The 21,238-nt window shown below is 35.4% G+C and carries 19 protein-coding genes and 1 tRNA gene; 14 read left to right on the top strand and 6 right to left on the bottom strand.

All coding sequences use genetic code 11. The features are described 5' to 3' along the window. The first annotated feature begins 48 nt into the window (after window positions 1-48). Window positions 49-705, top strand: coding sequence for a hypothetical protein (locus tag NLM59_RS05440; protein ID WP_304416737.1), 657 nt, complete (start codon window positions 49-51; stop codon window positions 703-705). On the opposite strand, the gene aat is transcribed toward NLM59_RS05440, so the two are convergent. The 4 genes from aat to NLM59_RS05420 form a co-directional block, all read right to left on the bottom strand. Next, complete coding sequence (gene aat, locus NLM59_RS05435) at window positions 702-1,346, bottom strand: leucyl/phenylalanyl-tRNA--protein transferase (protein WP_304416736.1); 645 nt, start codon at window positions 1,344-1,346, stop codon at window positions 702-704. The two genes, NLM59_RS05440 and aat, sit on opposite strands and share 4 nt — an antisense overlap. Before the next feature lie 141 nt (window positions 1,347-1,487). After that, entirely contained in the window at window positions 1,488-2,483 is a 996-nt protein-coding gene (locus NLM59_RS05430) for an OmpA family protein (RefSeq protein ID WP_304416735.1), read from the bottom strand. 16 nt (window positions 2,484-2,499) lie between these two features. After that, window positions 2,500-4,812, bottom strand: coding sequence for an outer membrane beta-barrel protein (locus NLM59_RS05425; RefSeq protein WP_304416734.1), 2,313 nt, complete (start codon window positions 4,810-4,812; stop codon window positions 2,500-2,502). Window positions 4,813-4,940: 128 nt separating this feature from the next. Then, window positions 4,941-5,315 (bottom strand): DUF3127 domain-containing protein, encoded by a 375-nt coding sequence (locus tag NLM59_RS05420; RefSeq protein ID WP_304416733.1) that lies wholly within the window; start codon window positions 5,313-5,315, stop codon window positions 4,941-4,943. 109 nt (window positions 5,316-5,424) lie between these two features. Here NLM59_RS05420 and NLM59_RS05415 point away from each other — a divergent pair. From NLM59_RS05415 to NLM59_RS05400, 4 genes are all read left to right on the top strand, one after another. Next, window positions 5,425-5,506: transfer RNA gene (locus tag NLM59_RS05415), tRNA-Leu, on the top strand. A gap of 113 nt (window positions 5,507-5,619) precedes the next feature. After that, window positions 5,620-6,333, top strand: coding sequence for an ABC transporter ATP-binding protein (locus tag NLM59_RS05410; protein WP_304416732.1), 714 nt, complete (start codon window positions 5,620-5,622; stop codon window positions 6,331-6,333). Beyond that, window positions 6,330-8,342: a glycogen debranching protein GlgX gene (glgX, locus tag NLM59_RS05405; RefSeq protein WP_304416731.1), complete on the top strand. Its 2,013-nt coding sequence runs from the start codon at window positions 6,330-6,332 to the stop codon at window positions 8,340-8,342. Before NLM59_RS05410 ends, glgX begins: the two co-directional genes overlap by 4 nt. Window positions 8,343-8,502: 160 nt before the next feature. Then, complete coding sequence (locus NLM59_RS05400; protein WP_304416730.1) at window positions 8,503-8,730, top strand: (4Fe-4S)-binding protein; 228 nt, start codon at window positions 8,503-8,505, stop codon at window positions 8,728-8,730. Window positions 8,731-8,810: 80 nt separating this feature from the next. Here NLM59_RS05400 and NLM59_RS05395 read toward each other — a convergent pair whose 3' ends face one another. Then, a complete protein-coding gene (locus NLM59_RS05395; RefSeq protein ID WP_304416729.1) occupies window positions 8,811-11,654 on the bottom strand; it encodes a T9SS type A sorting domain-containing protein in 2,844 nt (947 codons plus the stop codon). Window positions 11,655-11,826: 172 nt separating this feature from the next. Here NLM59_RS05395 and NLM59_RS11860 point away from each other — a divergent pair, with 172 nt between their 5' ends. Next, entirely contained in the window at window positions 11,827-11,955 is a 129-nt protein-coding gene (locus NLM59_RS11860) for a (4Fe-4S)-binding protein (protein ID WP_369426770.1), read from the top strand. A gap of 95 nt (window positions 11,956-12,050) precedes the next feature. On the opposite strand, the gene NLM59_RS05390 is transcribed toward NLM59_RS11860, so the two are convergent. Next, complete coding sequence (locus NLM59_RS05390) at window positions 12,051-13,724, bottom strand: glutamine--tRNA ligase/YqeY domain fusion protein (RefSeq protein WP_304416728.1); 1,674 nt, start codon at window positions 13,722-13,724, stop codon at window positions 12,051-12,053. Between the two features lie 183 nt (window positions 13,725-13,907). Between NLM59_RS05390 and ccoS the strand changes: the two genes are divergently transcribed. From ccoS to sucD, 8 genes are all read left to right on the top strand, one after another. Further along, the gene (ccoS, locus tag NLM59_RS05385) at window positions 13,908-14,060 is read left to right on the top strand and encodes a cbb3-type cytochrome oxidase assembly protein CcoS (protein WP_304416727.1); all 153 of its coding nucleotides are present in this window, start codon (window positions 13,908-13,910) and stop codon (window positions 14,058-14,060) included. Further along, window positions 14,061-16,331 carry a cytochrome-c oxidase, cbb3-type subunit I gene (gene ccoN, locus NLM59_RS05380; protein ID WP_304416726.1) on the top strand — a complete coding sequence of 757 codons (2,271 nt, stop codon included), beginning with the start codon at window positions 14,061-14,063 and terminating at the stop codon, window positions 16,329-16,331. It begins immediately after the preceding gene. Window positions 16,332-16,333: 2 nt separating this feature from the next. Then, complete coding sequence (locus NLM59_RS05375) at window positions 16,334-16,516, top strand: cbb3-type cytochrome c oxidase subunit 3 (protein WP_304416725.1); 183 nt, start codon at window positions 16,334-16,336, stop codon at window positions 16,514-16,516. Between the two features lie 18 nt (window positions 16,517-16,534). Beyond that, window positions 16,535-17,473 (top strand): cbb3-type cytochrome c oxidase N-terminal domain-containing protein, encoded by a 939-nt coding sequence (locus NLM59_RS05370; protein WP_304416724.1) that lies wholly within the window; start codon window positions 16,535-16,537, stop codon window positions 17,471-17,473. Window positions 17,474-17,574: 101 nt separating this feature from the next. After that, window positions 17,575-19,023: a cytochrome c oxidase accessory protein CcoG gene (ccoG, locus tag NLM59_RS05365; RefSeq protein WP_304416723.1), complete on the top strand. Its 1,449-nt coding sequence runs from the start codon at window positions 17,575-17,577 to the stop codon at window positions 19,021-19,023. A 6-nt stretch (window positions 19,024-19,029) separates the two neighbouring features. After that, complete coding sequence (locus NLM59_RS05360; protein WP_304416722.1) at window positions 19,030-19,482, top strand: FixH family protein; 453 nt, start codon at window positions 19,030-19,032, stop codon at window positions 19,480-19,482. Then, window positions 19,467-20,177, top strand: a complete 711-nt coding sequence (locus NLM59_RS05355) for a sulfite exporter TauE/SafE family protein (protein WP_304416721.1) — start codon at window positions 19,467-19,469, stop codon at window positions 20,175-20,177. The genes NLM59_RS05360 and NLM59_RS05355 overlap by 16 nt, the downstream gene beginning before the upstream one ends. A 180-nt stretch (window positions 20,178-20,357) precedes the next feature. After that, on the top strand, window positions 20,358-21,230 hold the full coding sequence (gene sucD / locus NLM59_RS05350; protein ID WP_304416720.1) for a succinate--CoA ligase subunit alpha: 873 nt from the start codon (window positions 20,358-20,360) through the stop codon (window positions 21,228-21,230). Window positions 21,231-21,238: the final 8 nt, after the last annotated feature.

The raw sequence follows: 21,238 nt of genomic DNA, 5'->3' as shown, positions 1-21,238 counted from the left end.
CGCTTTTTTAATTTAATTATTTAGTATTTTTAAAGAAATTTACTTTTTATGAAGATTATTTATGCCTTCGCAATTGTTTTAATTTTAGGATGCAGCTCCAATAAATATAAAGCGGATTATTACGTATATGGTAAGAACAAAGAGAGAATTAGCTTTAATACATTTCAGGAAAAATTAAATTCATGCCAAAGACTTATTGTAAATAAACATAAGACAGATTCAGGAACTATTCAGCAACTCTTACCACTAAATTATAAGTCAAATATTTCTCCTCAACAGGTAAAAACTGTATATGCTAGTTTGAGTAAAATGCAAGGTAGAATGGTGTCTTCTGATCAATATTTGGTGATAAACTATTTATCATTATTTAAAAATCAAAAGGCTAGCCAAAGATATAAAATATACCTTCTAAACGATGATTGGCGCTTGTTAAGCGAACCTTTTATTTCAAGTATTAAACAAGCACCAAGCATTTCTCAATTTAGTGTAAATGCTCCGAATTTTAATCCAAACATCACTACATCAAACGCAGAAATTCATTGGATAGAAGATAAGGATGGTAACCTAAGAAATATATTTTCTATTGTTGATGTTCCCTATGGTTGCTTTATTTTAATGAAGCCATCGGGAGAATATTATATAAATTATGAAGAGTATACTGAATCTACAATACGAGACAAAATGATAGAGTTCTTTGGATCTTAAATCTCAAATTTAGGAAGGTAGGTTAAGTATTCTTTTCTAGGAATTAATCTAGCGCCTAAAGAGGCTAAATGCTTGGTATATATTTGACAGTCGATTAAATCCAATTCATTTTTAAATTCTTGAATGAATGATATAAATCCAGCTTTAGAAGCATTACTTTCTTTAGCAAACATGCTTTCTCCACAAAAAACACGATCGACCAAAACACCATATAGTCCGCCAACTAAATCATCTTCTTGATTCCATACTTCTATAGATTGCACCCATCCTAAATTAAATAGGTGCGTATAATAAGCTATTATCTCATCTGAAATCCATGTTCCGTCTTGTCCTGCACGTGGAATATCCCTACAACTTTCGATGACAGCTTTAAAATCCTGGTTGTAGGTTACCTTAAATATTTCATCGCGTAAAACTTTGCGCATAGACTTGCTAATTTTAAGCTCCTCTGGAAACAAAACCATTCTTGGGTCGGGTGTCCACCACAGAACAGGCTCGTCTGCGTTATACCACGGAAAAATCCCCTTGTGGTAAGCCTCAAGTAAGCGCACAATAGATAAATTCATGCTTACAGCCAATATACCTTCTTTATTGGCTTGGTCAACCGGTGGAAATGCTTGATGATCCTGTAGAAATATCATATGAGTACAAAGTTAAAATGAATATTTAAATCTGCTAATTATCAATGGGTTTAATGATGCTAATAAATTTAAGCCCAAAAGTTTAAAACAAAAAAAACTGCCTTGCAGAACAAGGCAGTTATAGTATTTAAAATAAATTACTTATTTCAATATGATCGACATGTCAACACGTCTAGCCATAGCTTCAGATGAGGTTTTATCTTCCCCTCTGAAAGATGAAACAATTCTCGCTGGAGAAATGCCATTGCTTAACAAGGCACGCTCTACGCTTTCTGCTCTACGCATAGAAAGTTGTTTGTTGTAGTTAGCGTTACCTCTTGTACTAGCCCATCCTTCTAATACAACAGATAATTCTGGGTATTGTTTAAGGACTTCGGTTACATCTTGAATATAAGCATAGTCATTAGGACTCAACTCTTCAGAGTCATTAGCGAAAAATACTTGCTTTTTGAAGTTTTTAAACTTCGCTAAAAGCTCCTCTAATAGAGATCTTCTCTCTACTGGAGTTTCTGCATTTTCTAATCTTTGCTCTAATGTTTGAAATTGACTTTTCAAATCTGCCAACTCTTGACTTGGAGTCTGTTGTTGGTTCACTGGCTTATCTTGTGGAACTAAATTAGATTGAGCTTGAACTGCTTTCAAAGAATCCAATCTTCTTTCTAATTCCCAAATAGCCTTAGCTGTTTCTAAGTCTTGCTTATTAGATGTATCTGCTGGTACATATTGCGTCTGACCTTGTGTTGGAACATATCCAGTAGTGTTAGAACCACCTGGTACTACGATGGTAGAGTTGCTACCTTGTCTTCCCGAAGTGAATCCGTCATTACTGCGTCCAGTTACATAATCTAGTCTTGCATTTAATCGATCTATCTCTCTCAGAATTTCGTAATTCGAGATTTCTCTCGTTACACTACGTCCATCTGTTTGATTGTTGTATTGATATCTAAGTTCGGCCAATTCTCTTTTGTTCTTGGCTTCATTTCTAGCTTTCAATTGCGCACGTCTAGCGTCTGCAACTTTATTTAAAAATGATTCTAACTCAGATTGGGTCATAACAATCTCACTCTTCTCTTGTGCCAAAGCAGTCGTAGAGAATAGCATAACAAAAGTTAAACCGATGAGTTTTAATTTGTTCATGTTTTAAATTTTTGGATTAAAATCCGAATTTATATCCAACAGAAAATTGGTGGATATCGATGAAGTTTCTAGCTGTATAATCTGCGTAGATATTTCCTCCTAATACATTAAATGATGTACCAATGATTAAGTTAGTTCCGAATTTATCGAAATTCTCAATGCTGTTGTATCCTAAACCTAAACCGATATAAGGAGCAACAACTACATTGTTAGAAATATCATCAAATGATAATAAAGCATTAGCGTTTACACCAAAACCAGTGCTGCTCCCTGGAGCAACATATAAGTCTGGCATAAATTTAATTGGAGAGTTTGTGATAGAGTAGTGACCTCTAATACCAATTAAACCAGCACCATCATCCTCACCAAAAGCATAACCTCCAAATAAAGACATACCTTCATTCACGAAAAATCCAGTTGCAACACCTTCATTTTTCTTCTTAACATTTCCTTTCTCGTCAGTTGTTGTAACAACATTGTTAGGAGCAACTGTAGGAGCTAAAGGAGTAGCAACTTGTGGTTGTGTTCCACCACCTTGTGTAACTACAACAGTTCTATCTTGACCTTGATTTTGGTACTGAGCTAAACGGTTGATGTTATTCGTGTTATTATCAATTTTAGAGTTTAATTGATCTAATTTATTGATAATTCTCTCAGAAGCGATTTCAGATTGAACTGGAGTAATGTTTCCACTTCTAGCACCTGTATTAACTTCTAATAAAAGTCTCTCTAATCTATCAATTCTATCTTCTGTAGTTTGAGGTCTATTTGATTCTTCATCAACACCTTGAATAACTTTCTCAACTAAGTTTTCTAGTTCAGCAGGAGTAAGTTTTACTCTAGACTCGCTAGGTTCCATAGTTTTCTCTACAGTTTCAGCTTTTTTGTTTTCTTTAGCTGTTTCTTCAGCAACAATTTTCTCTTTTCTGTCTTCGATAGATTTTTTCTCTTCGATAATTTCTACAGCTTTAGCCGTATCATTTTCGTCATAAGCTCTTTGTAATTCTTTCTCTAATTGCTTAATTCTATCTTCGTAAACGTCAGTTCTTTCTTTAACTCTTGCATCAATTCTGCTTGTTAAAACATCATCTGTATCAGCAGTTTTTCCAATTTGGAATCTGATACCAGCGTTATACATATTGTGTTGTGTCAACTCATTAGGGCTGATAGTATTTTGTAAATCATCAGCTTCTCTTTGAGAAGTATACATTAAAGAAGCAGATCCAAATAACTCTAAGTTTTTAGAAACTGGAACAGTAATACCTGCACCACCTTTAGCGAAGTATCCAGAAGCTTGAACTGGTAATAAGGCATTTTCACCTTGGTATCCATCATATACGTTTAAGTAACCACCACCTAACTCTAAGTAAGGTACGATACCTCTAGCAACGTTTAACTTTGCGATAATATCACCACCATAGATAGCTAAATCATCCCATTTTGTAGAAATTTCCTCGTCTTGTGTAGCTTGGTAGTAGAAACCTCTTAAGCCAATAAATTGGTTTAAATCAAATCCAACTTTACCACCCATTAAATAGGTATTTCTCAAGTTTGAACCATCATTAAAGTTAATGTAAGATCCACCTGGCTCAAGGATTAATTTTAATCCGCCTAATCCTCCAGAGAATTTTCTGTAGTATGCTCTGTCTAAATCAGTCATAGAACCTGGCTCACGACCTCCTAAATAAAACTGCAATCCAGCCAATACAGACCAGTTGTACATTCTATCATCTCTATCGTCACCTAATAAATCCTCAATTTCTGATTGGTTACCCTCTTGGAATAAAACATCAGCAGGATCCATGTTAAATACAGTATTCTTTGCTTCTAAATTCAAGAAGATTCTGTCAGATAACTTTAATTGAGTACCTAAACCTAAGTTAGCATAAATTTGCTCAGATTTTCTTTCCACCTCTGGAAGACCTTCTTCCGCAACATTTACTTTTAATTTTTGTACTCCTGCTCCTAAAGTTAAATAAGGAACAAATGCACCCCTTGTTGGGATATTTGCTTTAAATTCTCCACCGATTCTTTCAACATCTACATCTCTGCTATTGAAGTTGTCGACAAAACTATCACTTGCCCAATCTAGGCCTTCAGCTGTGTTCTTTAAATCTACCGATTTCTCGTACAAAGCACGAAGTTCAATGGCTTCTCCGAAACCAAAACCTACACGTCCACCTATCATAACACCGTCTTCGATCGCAGTGTTATCATCAAACCAATTGTAGCTTGCCGTTGGTTGCAACGTAACGCTAATGTCGTCCATCTGAGCATTCATTTGAACGCCGATAAACGCTAATGCGCTAAGAATTACTGTTTTTTTCATATTATTTTTTGTTTAAGTTCCTTATAATAAGCAACAAATGTACCACTAAGGTACATTTGTTTTACTATTTTCTGATAATTTTAAGTTATTTATGGATAAATTTTAACTAAAGAATTTAAAATATTAACTTAAAATGGTAAATCATCAATTTCTCCATCATTACTTAGGTCATTAACACCTGAGTTAAAATCTGAAGGAGAAGGAGTGTTTTCTGCACCTACATTTTCTGGAGCTAATTTTTCAACTCTCCATCCAACGATTGAATTAAAATATTTAACAACTCCATCTGGACTTGTCCATTCTCTACCTCTTAAATTGATAGAAACTTTAACGTCATCTCCTACATTTATTTGGTCTGCAAGCTCAGTTTTGTCTTGTAAAAACTCGATTGAAAGAGGTTGTGGGTATTGTTCTTGTGTAGTTACAATAACTTCTCTTTTTTTGAATCCGCTCGCAAAGGTCTGAGTGTCAAATATTTTCGTTACTTTTCCTGATATTTCCATGTTCAATAATTTTAGGCAAAGTTAAAGCTTAAGAATAGTCTTTAAAAATTTTTTGTAATATTGATTTATGCATTATATTTGCAATCTTAATTTTTAGCAAAAGCTAAAAGCGGGCGTGGTGGAATTGGTAGACACGCTAGACTTAGGATCTAGTGCCGCGAGGTGTGAGAGTTCGAGTCTCTCCGCCCGCACAAAAAGCCGAAGAGAAATCTTCGGCTTTTTTTATTATAGTTACTCAAGTGCTATACTAAAAGTAAATGAAGCAGTCAATTTTCTTATCTTTAACCCATAAATAATATCCAGCATGACAATCTCTATTAAGGATTTAAATAAAAAATATGGCGAGCAATGGGCATTGAAAAATGTATCTCTCAATGTTGATAAAGGTGAAGTGATAGGTCTATTGGGGCCTAATGGAGCAGGAAAGTCTACCCTAATGAAATGTATTGTTGGTGCTTTAGAACCAACTTCTGGAGAAATTTTGGTAAATGATCTTTCGGTTAAAGACCATGCTTTCGAAACAAAACAATTTATTGGCTACCTACCAGAAAACAATCCTTTATATATGGATATGTATGTCAAGGAATATTTAAGTTTTGTTGCCGATATAAGAAAACAAACTTCGCAGAGTATAGACGAGGTAATTGAAAAAGTGGGTTTAACACCGGAAAAGAATAAAAAGATTAAACAACTTTCTAAAGGTTACAAGCAACGTGTTGGATTAGCTCAAGCAATTATTCACCAACCTGATATTTTAATATTAGATGAGCCTACCAATGGATTAGACCCTAATCAGATTATAGAAATTAGAAATTTGATTAAGGAAGTTGGTGCAAATAAAACTGTTATTATTAGTACACATATTATGCAAGAAGTTGCAGCTTTATGTTCTAGAGTTGTGTTGCTTAATAAGGGAGAGAAGCTAGCAGATAAAAGTATAGTTGAGTTTCAAGGTAAATATGAAACCTTAGAAGCTGCTTTCCATGATTTAACTACCCAAACTAAGGCCGAAGCATGACAAACTACGGAAATCCTTGGCCATTAGGCGCAAGTTTAGTAGATGGAGGTGTTAATTTCTCGGTATTCTCACCGCATGCGAGTAAAATTGAACTTTTATTATTTAAAGATATTCATGATCTAAACCCTAAGGTCATAATATTAGACCCTAAACAAAATAAGTCCTATTATTATTGGCATATTCATGTTCCAGGCTTAGAGAAAAATCAATTGTATGCTTATCGAGCCTATGGACCCTATATTCCAGAAAAAGGATTTTTGTTTGATAGCACCAAAGTTTTGGTAGATCCCTATGCTAAGGCGATTGTTGGAGAATATGATAGAGGATTAGCACATAGAAGAGGAGAGGATAATTTACATTCATGCTTGAAAAGTGCTGTTATTTCAGATGAATTTAATTGGGAAAGTGATTATATGCCGATTCAGAATTTGGCAAAGTCGGTAGTCTATGAGATGCATGTTGCTGGTTTTACTAGGAATCCAAATTCGGGCGTACCAGAAAATATACGAGGAACTTATACGGGCTTGCTCGAAAAGATTCCTTACTTAAAAGAACTTGGTGTAACTGCTGTTGAACTTTTACCAGTTTATGCTTATGATCCACAGGATGCACCAAATGATTTGACCAATTATTGGGGATATTCTCCAATTAATTTTTTTGCGATTCATGCAGGATATTCATCGAAATCTACTCCACAAGAGATTGTTGATGAATTTAAGTATATGATAAATGCCCTGCATCGAGCTAATATTGAGGTTATTTTAGATGTAGTTTATAATCACACGACAGAAAACAATGCTCATAATGATGGTCCGACGCTCTGTATGCGTGGTTTTGCGAATGATTCTTACTATATGTTGGATTCTTCGGGGGAATTTAGAAACTATACCGGTACTGGAAATGTGATTAACGCTAATCATTCTGTAGTAAGACGCATGATTAGAGATTCTTTGCGTTATTGGGTTCAGGAAATGCGTGTAGATGGTTTTAGATTTGATTTAGCATCCGTTTTGTCTAGAAATGAAAGTGGAGAGCCTTTATTGAATCCGCCAATTTTATGGTCAATTGATTCTGATCCGATTTTAGCTAACACAAAAATTATTGCAGAACCTTGGGATGCAGCTGGTTTGAATCAAGTTCGTGATTTTGCAGGCGATCGTTGGATTATATGGAACGATGCTTTTCGCGATACTATCAGAAAATTCGTAAAAGGAGATAAAGGTGAAGTCGGGAATTTAGCCAAAAGTATGCTGGGTAGTCCTAATGAAATCAAATCACGACATACCGAATTTGAGCCGAATAGAAGTTTGCACTTTGTGACTTGTCATGATGGGTTTACGATGTTGGACTTAGTTTCTTATAATGAAAAGCATAATTGGGCAAATGGTGAGCAAAATAGAGATGGTTCATCTAATAATCATAGTTGGAACTGTGGCGTAGAGGGAGAAACTAATGATGTAGAAATTCAGAAATTAAGGGAAAAACAAATTAGAAATATGTTTTCTCTTCTGATGTTATCACATGGAACACCAATGTTATTGATGGGGGACGAGTTGAAGCGATCTCAGCAGGGCAATAACAATGTGTATTGTCAAGATAGTCCTCTGTCTTGGATGGATTGGAATTTATTGGAAAGGAATCACGAAATGTTTGACTTTGTGAGTCACCTAATTAAATACACCTTGAAACATAGGACTTTTTCGCATCCAACTTACTTTGAGGGAGTTCCAAACGAAGAAATTCCTTTCACTAAATTTCATGGAATTAAGCAAAATGAACCTGATTGGAGTTATCATTCTAGGAGTTTGGCTTATGAGATTATAGCACCTATGTATGAGGAGCATTTCTATATAATAATGAATATGTATCATGAAGATTTAGAATTCCAATTACCGGCTGGAGATTGGGAGCATGTTTTTGATACAGAAAATGGTTTCAATAAGTTCATGCTTAAAAATTCAATTATATGCCCTGCTAGAACAGTGATTTGTTTAAGTTCAAAAACATAAAAAAGTAATTCATATTTATAATTTAGTTTGAGTCTTTGCCTAAGGCTTGTTTTAAGTTTAAAATGAGTTTTGTATATTTAATAAAAATAAATACCTAAAGCTTAAAAGGGATTTTCTCAAGCTGATTGGTTCAATATTAAATTTAAATAAATCTTAAATCATGAAAACACACGAATATTCAAACGGAGAAGTTACTATTTTATGGAAACCAGATAAGTGTATCCACTCTGGAATTTGCGTAAAAACCCTACCCGAAGTTTATAATCCAAAAGAAAGACCTTGGATCAAACCTAATAATGCGACCACAGAACAAATTCTTGATCAAGTAGCAAAGTGCCCATCAGGGGCTTTGAGTATAAAAGGTCAAGAAGCTGACTCAGAGGAATAGTTTTAGGTACTCTTATAAATTAAAAAGGCCATCCTGATTTTAATCAAGATGGCCTTTAAGCGTTTTAAAAACTTTCAATATTAATTTCTTAATACTTTATATGTACCTGTTTCTCCTGCAATGCTAACTCTCATAATGTAGTTACCAACTGCCAACTTAGAAATATCTATTTGAGTCGAGGTTGAATTAATATTTGAAGAAATTAACTTTTGCCCTAATAAATTGTAAATCTCAACTTTTTCGATGTTACTTGCTGCTTTAAGATTAAGCAGGCCTTTTGTAGGATTAGGATAGTAAACAAACTTTTGAAGTTCATTTTCTTGAACACTTAATTGTTCACAGCTAACGTGTGCAAGCCATCCTCCACCATTGAAAGAATCGTCGCTCATAAATACAAAAGTTAATGCGCCACTCTCGTCTGTAGAGGTAAATGGACCTGGGATTGTTGTTCCAGAATATCCACCGGCTGGGAAGCCACTACCAGTAGCAGGACTTCCACTATCAATCAAAGGATAGCTAGCATCTGGACCATCATAAACGTAAAGAACGTCCCAATCTTCCTCTGTGTGAAACGATGTGAATGTAACAGTAACAACTTCACCAGGGTTATCTGGATAAATTGTGGTAGTAATGTTTTCATCATTTGAGTAACCACCTGTTAACCCACCAGAGTCAGCAAAAATACCACCACATGCAGGTGGAGGTAAGATAGTTGAGAATGTAATTTTAGCTCCAGTTGATACACCTTCCGTATCGCAGTCAGCAAAAACATAAGCATCTAACAAAGCGCCTTCGGTTAGACCTGAAGCTGTAGTAGAAGTTGTTCCTGCTGGAATAGTTTCTGTGTAGATAGGAGTACTTGTGTTGATATCATCACCTTCATTGAAGATTGAAAGAATATATCCATTTGTTGCATTTTCAATTCCTTCCCATGAAAAGCTAGCAGAAGTTAATCCTATATCTGAAACTTCTAAATTATATGGTGGAAGACAATCAGGAGCTGTGTTGCATATTACATCTGCTTCCCAACCCTGAGCAGGGAAAACCTCATCTGAAGTGAATGTAATGTATAAATTTCCTCCTGGTATATTAGATGTATATATACCTGGTTCAGTCACACCGTAAGTTGGATCTGACAACTCATTCGCAGTAGCATCATCACCATCATATATGCGTAAGAAATCAAAACCTGTATCTATTTCTACACTTAAAAAGTCTAAGGTAATTAAGCTATTCTCATCGCTAGGGGAAATTAAAAGCGAGTAATTTTCTCCATTTCCATAACCTTCATTAGGTCCACCAGTATCATAAAACTTACCGCCACAAACTGGAGGAGCTATTCCGGTGTCAAAAGTTGCTCTAACATTATTTGAAGAACCATCTGCAGCACAATCTGCCTTTAAATAAGCATCATAAGATGTTGAGCCTACTAAACCAGTAGCCGTAGCTGATGTAGTTCCGGCAGGTATGTTTTCAGTATAAATTGGTGTTGCTGTTGATGTATCAGCTCCTCTTTCGAAAACTGTTAGAACGTATCCATTTGTAGCGCTCTCCATACTATCCCAAGTAAAAGTAGCCGTATCAAAACCTACTGAGCTAGCCATAAAGTTTAGTGGGTCAGGACAAGTAATGTCTAATGAAAGTTCAAATTCAAAATCTGAACTACTATTGGCATCATCCCATTCAATTAAATAGGTTACTCCACTTTCTACTGCTATCGTTACTTCAGAAGTGTTGTTAGCACCGCTATTATCATCAGAAGCAATACAAACTAATTCACTACAATCATTATTGTAAACAGATAATCTTGTATCCACATCTACGTTTGATGAAAGATCAGAAGTAATAGTCAGATTTCCAGTATTACGAGCGGTATACTTGTACCATAGAGCATTAGAGGCACCAGTGTTACAAACGTTTGATGCTCCGCCTGCCGTGTTTGATAGACCTAGAGCGTTTTTAACACCAAGTTCAATTGGAACAGCAGCATCACAACTATAGTTTTCAAGTACCACAGGAGGACCTTGAATAGAGAAAGCGCCTAGTTCTCCATTATTTATTACTGGGCCAAGGTTTGTAACTTCTGCGGTTGTTACATCAACAGAGTATATATTACTCTCCCCATTTTCAAGATAGCCAGCCATATATAATGTATTTGTAGCAGTATCAACATCTGCATCTTGAGCGTAGGCGAGGTCTATTCCTAAATCTCCAATTAAAGTTTCAGTACCAGATATTAAATCTAAGGTATATAATGAGTTGGTAGCAATGTCCGCCATGTAACAAACTCCATAATTGTCTATCGCCAACCAAATACCCACAGGGTTTCCTGTATCACTAATCATGGTAAGTTCTCCAGTATTTAAATCGATTGTATAAAACCTAGTGTAAATACCATCGGTACTCAGGGCATACATGGTTGAGGTTAAGTGGTTCCATGCTAGGCCAGAAGGCATATGTCCTTCAGCTAATCCTGTTAATGGACCAACCTCGGAATAGCTTCCGTTTGAAGGGTTCATAATAACTAAGGCGTTAATTTCAGCGTTTAGACCATACAAGGTTCCAGATGAGTCAAAATCATCTGCAAATATATCTGCTCCAAAACCCGTCTGATTAATGAAGTACGGACCGGCTAGTGGAAAAGTCCCGTAAACTAAGTTATAAACATCCATAACATATACATCCCCATTGGCCATAGTAGCTAGTGGATTTGTTGTTGCATTTGCTGTGTAATGCTCTCTTAATAAGTTTCTCTCATTGGGTGTGAGTAAATTTTGTGGAACAGCTTTGTGTGAGTTTTCAATAGATCGTAATTTCCTAATGGCTTCTCTTACGCCTTTCTTGTTGCTCTGCGCGTGTGAGACAACAGGAAGAATTAACAATGCTATCAAAAAAACAAGAATACATTGGTTAAAATTTTTCATTTAATATTTATTTGATTTTAATAATGGGTAATAAAGGTATTTAAATTATATCGAAGCTAATATTTTAGATTTCATTTTAACAAACGATGAGTTAAATCTAGTGGGAAAAATATTTCCTTGAATGCTTCTTAATTGAATGCAACCATTCTATTAAGAAGACTCTTATTAAAATATGTTGATGTATATTTATTTAAAGCCTAAACCTAATAATGCGACCACAGAACAAATTCTTGATCAAGTAGCAAAGTGCCCATCAGGTGCTTTGAGCATAAAAGGTCAAGAAATTGACTCAGAGGAATAAATTATAGAGTTTAAAGCTCTAAAAATTTTAGTAAAAATAAAAAGCGAGTATACCTTAATATATACTCGCTTTTTTTTATTTCATAATTGGGTCGATTATTTCTTTTTCGCCCAAGTATCGCGTAACGGAACTGTTCGGTTGAATATAATGTTCTCTGGCGTACTGTCTTTGTCAACGGCAAAGTATCCAATTCTTTGAAACTGGAATTTATCTTCTGGTTTAGCATCTTTTAATGATGGTTCACCATAACCTTTAACAACCTCTAACGAGTTAGGGTTAATTAAATCCATAAAATCAGTTTCTTTATCACCATCAGGACTTTCTACAGTAAATAATCTATCATATAGATTAACTGTAATTGGAATGTTTTGTTCAGCAGAAACCCAATGTAGTGTTCCCTTTACTTTTCTTTTGCTAGCTTCGGTGTTACTTCCACTTTTAGTTTCAGGATCATAAGTAGCATAGATAGTGGTGATTTTACCATTTTCGTCTTTGTCAACACGGGTTGCTTTCACAAAATAAGCACCTTTTAGTCTAACTTCTTGGTCAAGAGAAAGTCTAAAGAATTTTTTAGGAGCTTCTTCCATAAAGTCATCTCTTTCAATATATAATTCTCTTGTAAATGGAACCACACGATCTCCAGCAGATTCGTCCTCTGGATTGTTTTCAATAATTAATTCCTCAACTTGTCCTTCTGGGTAATTTTCAATAACCAACTTCACAGGATCAAGAACGGCGAAAACTCTAGGAGCTATGGCGTTTAATTGGTCTTTAATAGTATATTCTAATAATGAAATATCGATTAAGTTATCTCTTTTAGAAACTCCTGCCTTATCCCAAAAGGCTTTAATTGACTCTGGTGTATAACCTCGCCTTCTCAAACCAGAAATAGTTGGCATTCTAGGATCGTCCCATCCATCAACAATACCTTCTTCTACTAATTTTCTCAATTTTCGTTTACTAGTAATAAGATAGCTCACATTTCCACGAGCAAATTCTCTTTGCTTTGGAGTGAAATCATTCTCATCACTAACTTGTTCGATATACCAATTATATAATGGTCTATGGTTTTCGAATTCTAATGAACATAATGAATGTGAGATTCCTTCAATAAAGTCACTTTCTCCATGTGCCCAATCGTACATCGGATAAATTTTCCAATCTGTACCTGTTCTGTGGTGTGCCTTATTTAAGGTTCTGTACATAACAGGGTCACGCATGTTCATGTTGGGAGAGGTCATATCAATTTTTGCACGTAGTACGTGTTTTCCTTCTTCAACCTCACCATTTTTCATTTTTTCGAAAAGCTCTAGGTTTTCCTCTATAGATCTATTTCTATAAGGACTCTCAATTCCGTCTTCGAAAGGTGTTTTTCTTTGTTCTGTGATTTCTTCAGAAGACTGGTCATCTACATAAGCTTTGCCGTCTTTAATCATTTGAACAGCCCAATCATATAATTGTTGGAAATAATCAGAAGCATAGCACTCCTTGTCCCAAGTGAATCCCAACCATTCTAAATCCTCTCTAATAGAATCTACGAATTCTTGTTCTTCAGCTTCTGGATTGGTGTCGTCGAAACGTAAATTTACAGGCGCATTATATTTTTCACCTAATCCAAAGTTGATACAAATAGCTTTGGCGTGGCCAATATGCAGGTATCCATTGGGTTCTGGTGGGAATCGGAATCTAAGTTTTTCCTTAGGCATTCCTTTGGTTAAATCACCATTTATAATTTGTTCAATAAAATGACTAGGTTCTGGCAAGTTCATATATAAATTTTGTCAAAATGTAAGACGCAAAGATAAGTAAATAGACTAGAGTAATTTATATATCGCTTTCAGCAAAATTTGATGGTTTTTTATTTTGAATGCTTCTAAATTAACACTTATTAACACATTGTGACATTTCTCATTAGCGTAAAGCTTGATTCCTTTTGTATTTTTGTCACACGTATGGAAATTGTATTTTTAATGATGATGGCAAGTGTGAGTGTTGCACTTGTGTTTTTAATCCTTTTTATTATTGGGGCTAAAAACGGTCAATTCGATGAAGATGAATCGCCTGCAATACGTATGTTAAAAGATAATAAATTAAAAGAAGAATAAATGCAAATGGAGACTTTTCAGTATGATAATAAGATTGTTAAGTATTTTATATACGCAACAATTTTTTGGGGTGTAACGGCCTTTACACTGGGATTAACTGTAGCGACCATGCTGTTTTATCCACAATTGCCAGAGTTTTTATTTGGTACTGATGATGGTAGTGTTGGGTCTATTGGAGGTTCAATTCAAGGCTTAATTAATTCACAGGGTGCAATGGGATTCGGTAGGCTGAGAATGTTGCATACATCTGCAGCAGTATTTGCCTTCGTAGGTAACGGTATTTTTGCCGGGTCTTACTACTCATTACAGAGATTGTTGAAAACAAGAATGGGAAGTGATATTCTTTCTTGGATAAACTTCTGGGGATGGCAGTTAATGTTAGTTCTTACTGTTATTACCTTTTTCTTAGGGTTTAACACTTCTAAAGAATATGCTGAGCACGAATGGCCAATTGATATTGTGATTGCCGTTGTTTGGATAGTCTATGGTGTTAACATGTTTATTACCATTAAGAAAAGAAGAGTGCGTCACTTATACGTGGCTATTTGGTTCTATATCGCCACTTGGATTGGTATTACCATGTTACACGTATTTAATAACTTAGAGTTACCAGTAACTTATGACGTATTCAATCCTAAGAGTTATTCATTATATGCGGGTGTTCAAGATGCCTTAGTACAATGGTGGTATGGACACAACGCGGTAGCATTCTTCTTAACAACACCAGTTTTAGGTTTGATGTATTATTTCTTACCTAAAGCAGCGAACAGACCTGTTTTCTCATATAAATTATCGATTATCCACTTCTGGTCATTGATTTTCGTTTATATCTGGGCAGGACCACACCACTTGATTTATACTTCATTACCAGGTTGGGCTCAAGCAGTAGGGACAGGATTCTCTATCATGTTGATTGCTCCGTCTTGGGGAGGTATGTTGAACGGTTTGTTAACATTGCGTGGTGCTTGGGACAAAGTTCGCGAGGATCCTATTCTTAAATTCTATGTTGTTGCTGTTACTTGTTATGGTATGGCGACATTCGAGGGGCCAATGTTGGCAACTAAAACATTAAATAAAATTGGTCACTTTACTGACTGGATTGTAGCTCACGTACACGTTGGAGCTTTAGGGTGGAACGGATTTATGATCTTCGGTATGGTTTATTGGCTATTACCAAGATTATTCAATACTAAGCTTTACTCTAAGAGTATGGCAAACGCTCACTTCTGGTTAGGTACTTTGGGTATTATTTTCTGGACAATTCCAATGTATATGGCAGGGTGGACACAAGGTTTAATGTGGAAACAATTCAACCCATCAGGAACTTTAGTTTATGCTAACTTCCTACAAACAGTAACAGAGATTTTCCCTTACTATGTAATGCGTGCTATTGGAGGTGCATTCTATTTAACGGGTGGTGTGCTTTGGGTTATTAATATTTGGAAAACTTCTAGAACAGGTAAATTTATTGCTAACGAAGAAGTACAAGCTCCTGCTTTACCAGTTAAACAATCTTCTAGAGAGAAAGGTGAGGATTTACACCCTTGGATTGAAAGAAGTCCAGTTATTTTAACTGTATTATCATTCATTACATTAGCTATTGGTGGTTTAGTAGAGATTGTACCTACATTAGTAGTTAAGTCAAACGTTCCAACAATTGCAAGTGTTCAACCTTATACACCATTAGAAATGGAAGGGCGTGACTTATATATTAGAGAAGGATGTAATTCATGTCACTCTCAAATGATTCGTCCGTTCCGTGATGAGGTTAAGCGTTATGGAGAATACTCTAAGCCAGGAGAGTTCGTTTATGATCACCCATTCTTATGGGGTTCTAAGAGAACTGGTCCGGATTTACATAGAGAAGGTGGTAAGAGAACAGACTCTTGGCACTACAAACACATGTGGAATCCAAGACAAACTTCTGAAGGTTCAATTATGCCTCGTTACCCATGGTTGATTACAAACACTATGAGTAGAGACTTGACAATTGATAAATTGAAAGCTCTTACGGCATTAGGTGTTCCGTATACAGATGAAGAATTGACACAAGAAGCTGTTTTCGCACATATGGACGAGCAAGCTCTAAATATTGAGAAAGCTATTTTTGATGAGGCACCAGATTTAAAGGAGCTTTATGAGAAAGAAAAAGCTGAAAAAGGAGAATCTTTTGTAGCCTTAAGAGATCGTGAGATTACGGCTCTAATTGCTTACCTACAAAGATTAGGAACAGATATTAGTAAAGAGAAAACAGAAACAGCTAGTAATTAATTATGCTAAAGTACTTTAAAGAACATTTTTGGCAATTCGAACATGCAGATGTTATTCAGACTGTTATATTAATTGCTTCTGTGCTCTTTTTTGTCGGATTAGTATATGTAGTTTTAAATAAACCAAAAAATCATTACAAAGAAACTTCGGAGCTTCCATTAGATGACGAAGATCCATTGTTCTAAAATAAAAAATCACGAATCATGAAACAGCGTACACCGGGCTCGATTTTTATTCCATTAACCTTGCTAATTATTTTAGCGGCGTTTATGATGGTGATACCAACGGATTTTATTCCACAAAATGGACTTAAATACATTATCCCAAATGCTTGGCATCAACTAACTAATGTTTTGTCTTATTGGGTAGTTTGGGTGGTTTTAATATTAGCTTTACTAATGTTATTAGTAGTAGATGGTATTAACAAAGTTGTGGAGCGTAAAAAATTCGCAAAATTAACCCCAGCTGAACAAGCTAAGTATTTAGAGGAATCTAAAATGGGTTACATCAAAAGATTAATCAAAAGTAGTTCTCAAAAGCAATCAGACGAAGAGGAGGAAGAGATTATCTTGGATCATGGTTTCGATGGTATTTTAGAGTTAGATAATGCATTACCTCAATGGTGGGTAGCGATGTTCTACTTAGGATGTATTTATTGTGTTGTTTATATTACAGCTTACTTTACCACAGATTTCGCACATCCATATGTTGAATATGAAGTGGAAACTGCACAATTAGAAACTCAATTCGCAGCATGGGTTAAGGCAAATGATATTAAAGTAGATCAAGCGGACATGGCGAATGCTTCTGTTGAGCATGGTGAAGAAATTTTCGTTAATTTATGTGCAACATGTCACATGGCGGATGGTTCTGGAGCAGCAGGTCCTAACCTTACAGACGAACATTGGATTAACCAAATAGACACTGATTTATATAGAAACATTTACTCAATGGTATATGATGGTTCACCAAACAACCCAGCGATGCAGGCATTTGGTCAAACTAATCAACTTACAGGTTTAGATATTCAAGACGTTGCCGCTTATGTTTATCAATTGAACCAAGAAAAACCAGCTATTACTGAAGCAGATGGAGGTTTAGCTCCTCAAGGTGAAGTAGTAGAGGCTTGGAAACGTCAGTAATTTATTGAAAAACATATAAAACATATAAAAAAAGTGTAACTTCGGTTACACTTTTCTGCTTAAAAGAAATTTAATTTTAATACGTTTTTAAAGCTAATGATATGAGTGAGAATGAAAATAAAGACAAGTTATTAGAAGAAGAAATAAATAGCTTTAGGAATACGATTGGAACCGCTGATAGATCAGGAAATCGAAAATGGGTTTTTGCCAAAAAACCATCAGGTAAATATTTTAACTATAGAAGTATTGTTGCCTACCTATTATTAGCCTTTTTAATCATTACCCCATTTATTAAAATTGGTGGTAATCCTTTATTTAAGTTTGATGTAATAAATAGAGAATTCTACATATTTAGTTATCCTTTCTTTACATCAGATTTTGCGATTTTTGCCATTGGTATGGTAACCACAATGGTTTTCATTATTCTCTTTACCGTTGTTTATGGTAGGATTTTCTGTGGTTGGATATGTCCACAAACAATTTTCTTAGAGATGGTTTTCCGTCGAATCGAATTCTGGATTGATGGAGATAGAAACAAACAAATGAAATTGGCCAAGCAAGAATGGGACGAAGAGAAAATTAGAAAACGTTTACTAAAATGGACCATTTATGCTATAATTTCCTTCATCATTGCTAACATTCTTTTCGCTTGGATTATTGGTATTGATGCCTTAAAAGAATTGGTTGTAGAAGGACCTATTGAGCACTTAAGTACTTTTGCTGGTTTATTAATTTTTACTGGATTATTCTACTTTGTATTCACTTGGTTTAGAGAACAAGCTTGTGTTTTAGTTTGTCCTTATGGTAGATTCCAAGGGGTTTTAATTGATAAGAAAACGATTATTGTTGCTTACGATTACAAACGTGGTGAAAGAATAGAAGGTAGAGCAAGGTTCAAAAGAGGACAAGATAGAGAAGCTGAAGGTGTTGGAGATTGTATCGATTGTAACAACTGTGTGGTGGTTTGTCCTACCGGTATCGACATTAGAAACGGTACTCAATTAGAGTGTGTAAACTGTACGGCATGTATCGATGCTTGTGATGAAGTAATGACGAAAATTAATTTACCAACTGGTTTAATCCGTTATGCTTCAGAAGAAAATATTGCTGAAGGAAAAGAGTTCAAGTTTACCCCAAGAATGATTGCCTATACAGCAATTCTTGTGATTTTAATGGGAGTTTTAACCTCGTTCTTATTTATTCGCTCTGATGTTAATTCTAAATTCTTAAGAGAGCCTGGTACAGATTTCAAGGTTGTAAATGAAACAATTATTACAAATCAATTCCAGTTTATGCTTGAGAATAAAACAAAGAATATCGAACAAATGCATTTTGTATTGAAATCACACCCGAATGGTGTTATTGAGCTTGTTGGTCTTCCAACTCCGATTTTAATTCAATCTGGACAGTTGATAGAAGGTAAAGCAATTATTTCGATTCCATTAGAAGATATTTCATCTTATAAAGAGAAAATTGAAATCGAAGTATTAAATGAAGATAATAAGGTTATCGATAAATATACCACTAGCTTTGCAGCTCCATTTAAATAAATTAAAGTGAGTAAATTTAAATTCGATTGGGGGCACGGAATTGCCTTAGGACTAGGTTCGTTTATGATTTTCATTCTAACCTTAATTTTCCTAGCTGATGATACAGGAGATTTAATTAGCGAAGAATACTATGAAGAATCGCTTGTATTTCAAGAGGAAAAGATTGATGCTAGAAACCGAGTTAAGCATTTAGATGACAAACCCGAGATCATTGATCAAGCGAATGGTTATAATATTCAATTCCCTGAAGCAATTGTACCCGATAGCGGTCAGGTGTATTTAATGCGTGGTGCTCATAAAGCTAATGACATATTACTGCCTTTAGATTTAAACAGTAGAAATAGCATTTTGATTCCAGCTGCTAGATTAACAGATGGGGAGTATGATATGGAGCTTACTTGGTATCAAGAAGGAAAGCCTTATATAATAGAAAAAACACTAAAATGGAATATGCCTTAGCAATTGCAGCCTTAGGCTTAGGCCTTGGGACAAGTTTGCACTGTCTTGGTATGTGCGGACCCATTGCATTTTCGTTGGGTTTAGGAGGGGAGAACAAGTTTAATTTCACCCTTAAAAACATTACCTATCAATTTGGTCGTGTAACGACTTATGCCACCTTAGGAGCGATTTTAGGTTTTATTGGTCAAGGAATTTCGTTTGCAGGTTTTCAGAAATATCTAAGTATCATCGTGGGAGTATTGATGATTGCCATGGTTCTAATGCCTAAGAACTTAAGCGCAAGCTCAAGTAACAAAGTGATAGGTCGATTGTTGATTAAACTTAAATCAAGCTTAGGAAGTTTTATTAGAAGAAAAAACTATAGCTCATTATACATCACCGGAATCCTAAACGGACTATTACCATGCGGAATGGTTTATATTGCTTTAGCCGCGGCACTTGGAGTAGGAGACGTGTTAGGTAGCGCACTATTTATGGCTTTATTCGGTTTAGGAACAATTCCTTTAATGTTTTTAGCTGTACTTTTTGGTTCTGTTGTTAGTGTAGGCGTTCGAAATAAAATTTTAAATTTTGTACCTATAATCACCATTTTTATAGGTGTATTATTCATACTTCGAGGTTTAGAATTGGGGATACCTTATCTATCGCCACCACCTGAAGCTTTAACGATTGAGGCAGAAAGCTGCTGTCATTAATCGTAAGACTTTGATGAAATTAGAAAAAAGATGACAAATCTCAATAATTTAATTGCCTGAATCGTATTATGCAATTGATTTTAGGCTAAACATCAATAGAATAAGTATATTTTATCAATTTCTATTTTATACATCGAAGTAATCAATTATCTTTGCTCAAACTAAAAAAAACACAATAGGATGTCAGTACTTGTGAACAAAAACTCTAAAATAATTGTACAAGGATTTACCGGAAACGAAGGAACTTTCCATGCAGAACAAATGATCGAATACGGTACCAACGTTGTTGGTGGTGTAACTCCAGGAAAAGGAGGTCAAGAGCATTTGGGAAGACCAGTTTTTAATACAGTGAAAGATGCTGTAGAACAAGCTGGAGCAGACGTTAGTATTATCTTTGTTCCACCAGCTTTCGCAGCAGATGCTATCATGGAGGCTGCTGATGCAGGAATCAAAGTTATCATTGCAATTACAGAAGGTATTCCTGTTGCCGATATGGTGAATGTTCAAGCTTACATCGATGCAAGAGATTGTACGTTAATCGGACCTAACTGCCCAGGTGTTATCACACCAGGAGAAGCTAAAGTTGGTATTATGCCAGGATTTATCTTCAAAAAAGGTAAAGTAGGTATCGTATCTAAATCAGGTACTTTAACTTATGAAGCAGCTGATCAAGTTGTAAAGGCTGGATACGGAATCTCTACTGCTATCGGTATTGGTGGTGACCCAATTATTGGAACTACAACTAAAGAAGCTATTGAGCTTTTCATGAATGATGATGAGACTGAATGTATCGTTATGATTGGTGAGATTGGTGGTCAATTAGAAGCTGATGCAGCTCGTTGGATTAAAGAAACAGGTAACAAAAAACCAGTTGTTGGATTTATCGCAGGACAAACAGCTCCAAAAGGTAGAACAATGGGACACGCAGGTGCAATTGTTGGTGGAAAAGACGACACAGCACAAGCTAAGATGGCGATTATGTCAGAGTGTGGTATTCACGTAGTTGAATCACCAGCGAAAATTGGAGCAAAAGTTGCCGAGGTTCTAGGATAAAAAATCAG

The sequence above is a fragment of the Profundicola chukchiensis genome, assembly GCF_029664245.1.
GTDB classification, from domain to species: Bacteria; Bacteroidota; Bacteroidia; order Flavobacteriales; family Weeksellaceae; genus Profundicola; species Profundicola chukchiensis.
This window is presented reverse-complemented; position numbering and strand designations above follow the sequence as displayed.

Bases quoted from the DNA above. Each gene is read 5' to 3' on its own strand.
- NLM59_RS05440 (WP_304416737.1), top strand. From the start codon at position 49: ATGAAGATTATTTATGCCTTCGCAATTGTTTTAATTTTAGGATGCAGC.
- aat (WP_304416736.1), bottom strand. From the start codon at position 1,346: ATGATATTTCTACAGGATCATCAAGCATTTCCACCGGTTGACCAAGCC.
- NLM59_RS05430 (WP_304416735.1), bottom strand. From the start codon at position 2,483: ATGAACAAATTAAAACTCATCGGTTTAACTTTTGTTATGCTATTCTCT.
- NLM59_RS05425 (WP_304416734.1), bottom strand. From the start codon at position 4,812: ATGAAAAAAACAGTAATTCTTAGCGCATTAGCGTTTATCGGCGTTCAA.
- NLM59_RS05420 (WP_304416733.1), bottom strand. From the start codon at position 5,315: ATGGAAATATCAGGAAAAGTAACGAAAATATTTGACACTCAGACCTTT.
- NLM59_RS05410 (WP_304416732.1), top strand. From the start codon at position 5,620: ATGACAATCTCTATTAAGGATTTAAATAAAAAATATGGCGAGCAATGG.
- glgX (WP_304416731.1), top strand. From the start codon at position 6,330: ATGACAAACTACGGAAATCCTTGGCCATTAGGCGCAAGTTTAGTAGAT.
- NLM59_RS05400 (WP_304416730.1), top strand. From the start codon at position 8,503: ATGAAAACACACGAATATTCAAACGGAGAAGTTACTATTTTATGGAAA.
- NLM59_RS05395 (WP_304416729.1), bottom strand. From the start codon at position 11,654: ATGAAAAATTTTAACCAATGTATTCTTGTTTTTTTGATAGCATTGTTA.
- NLM59_RS11860 (WP_369426770.1), top strand. From the start codon at position 11,827: ATGTTGATGTATATTTATTTAAAGCCTAAACCTAATAATGCGACCACA.
- NLM59_RS05390 (WP_304416728.1), bottom strand. From the start codon at position 13,724: ATGAACTTGCCAGAACCTAGTCATTTTATTGAACAAATTATAAATGGT.
- ccoS (WP_304416727.1), top strand. From the start codon at position 13,908: ATGGAAATTGTATTTTTAATGATGATGGCAAGTGTGAGTGTTGCACTT.
- ccoN (WP_304416726.1), top strand. From the start codon at position 14,061: ATGCAAATGGAGACTTTTCAGTATGATAATAAGATTGTTAAGTATTTT.
- NLM59_RS05375 (WP_304416725.1), top strand. From the start codon at position 16,334: ATGCTAAAGTACTTTAAAGAACATTTTTGGCAATTCGAACATGCAGAT.
- NLM59_RS05370 (WP_304416724.1), top strand. From the start codon at position 16,535: ATGAAACAGCGTACACCGGGCTCGATTTTTATTCCATTAACCTTGCTA.
- ccoG (WP_304416723.1), top strand. From the start codon at position 17,575: ATGAGTGAGAATGAAAATAAAGACAAGTTATTAGAAGAAGAAATAAAT.
- NLM59_RS05355 (WP_304416721.1), top strand. From the start codon at position 19,467: ATGGAATATGCCTTAGCAATTGCAGCCTTAGGCTTAGGCCTTGGGACA.
- sucD (WP_304416720.1), top strand. From the start codon at position 20,358: ATGTCAGTACTTGTGAACAAAAACTCTAAAATAATTGTACAAGGATTT.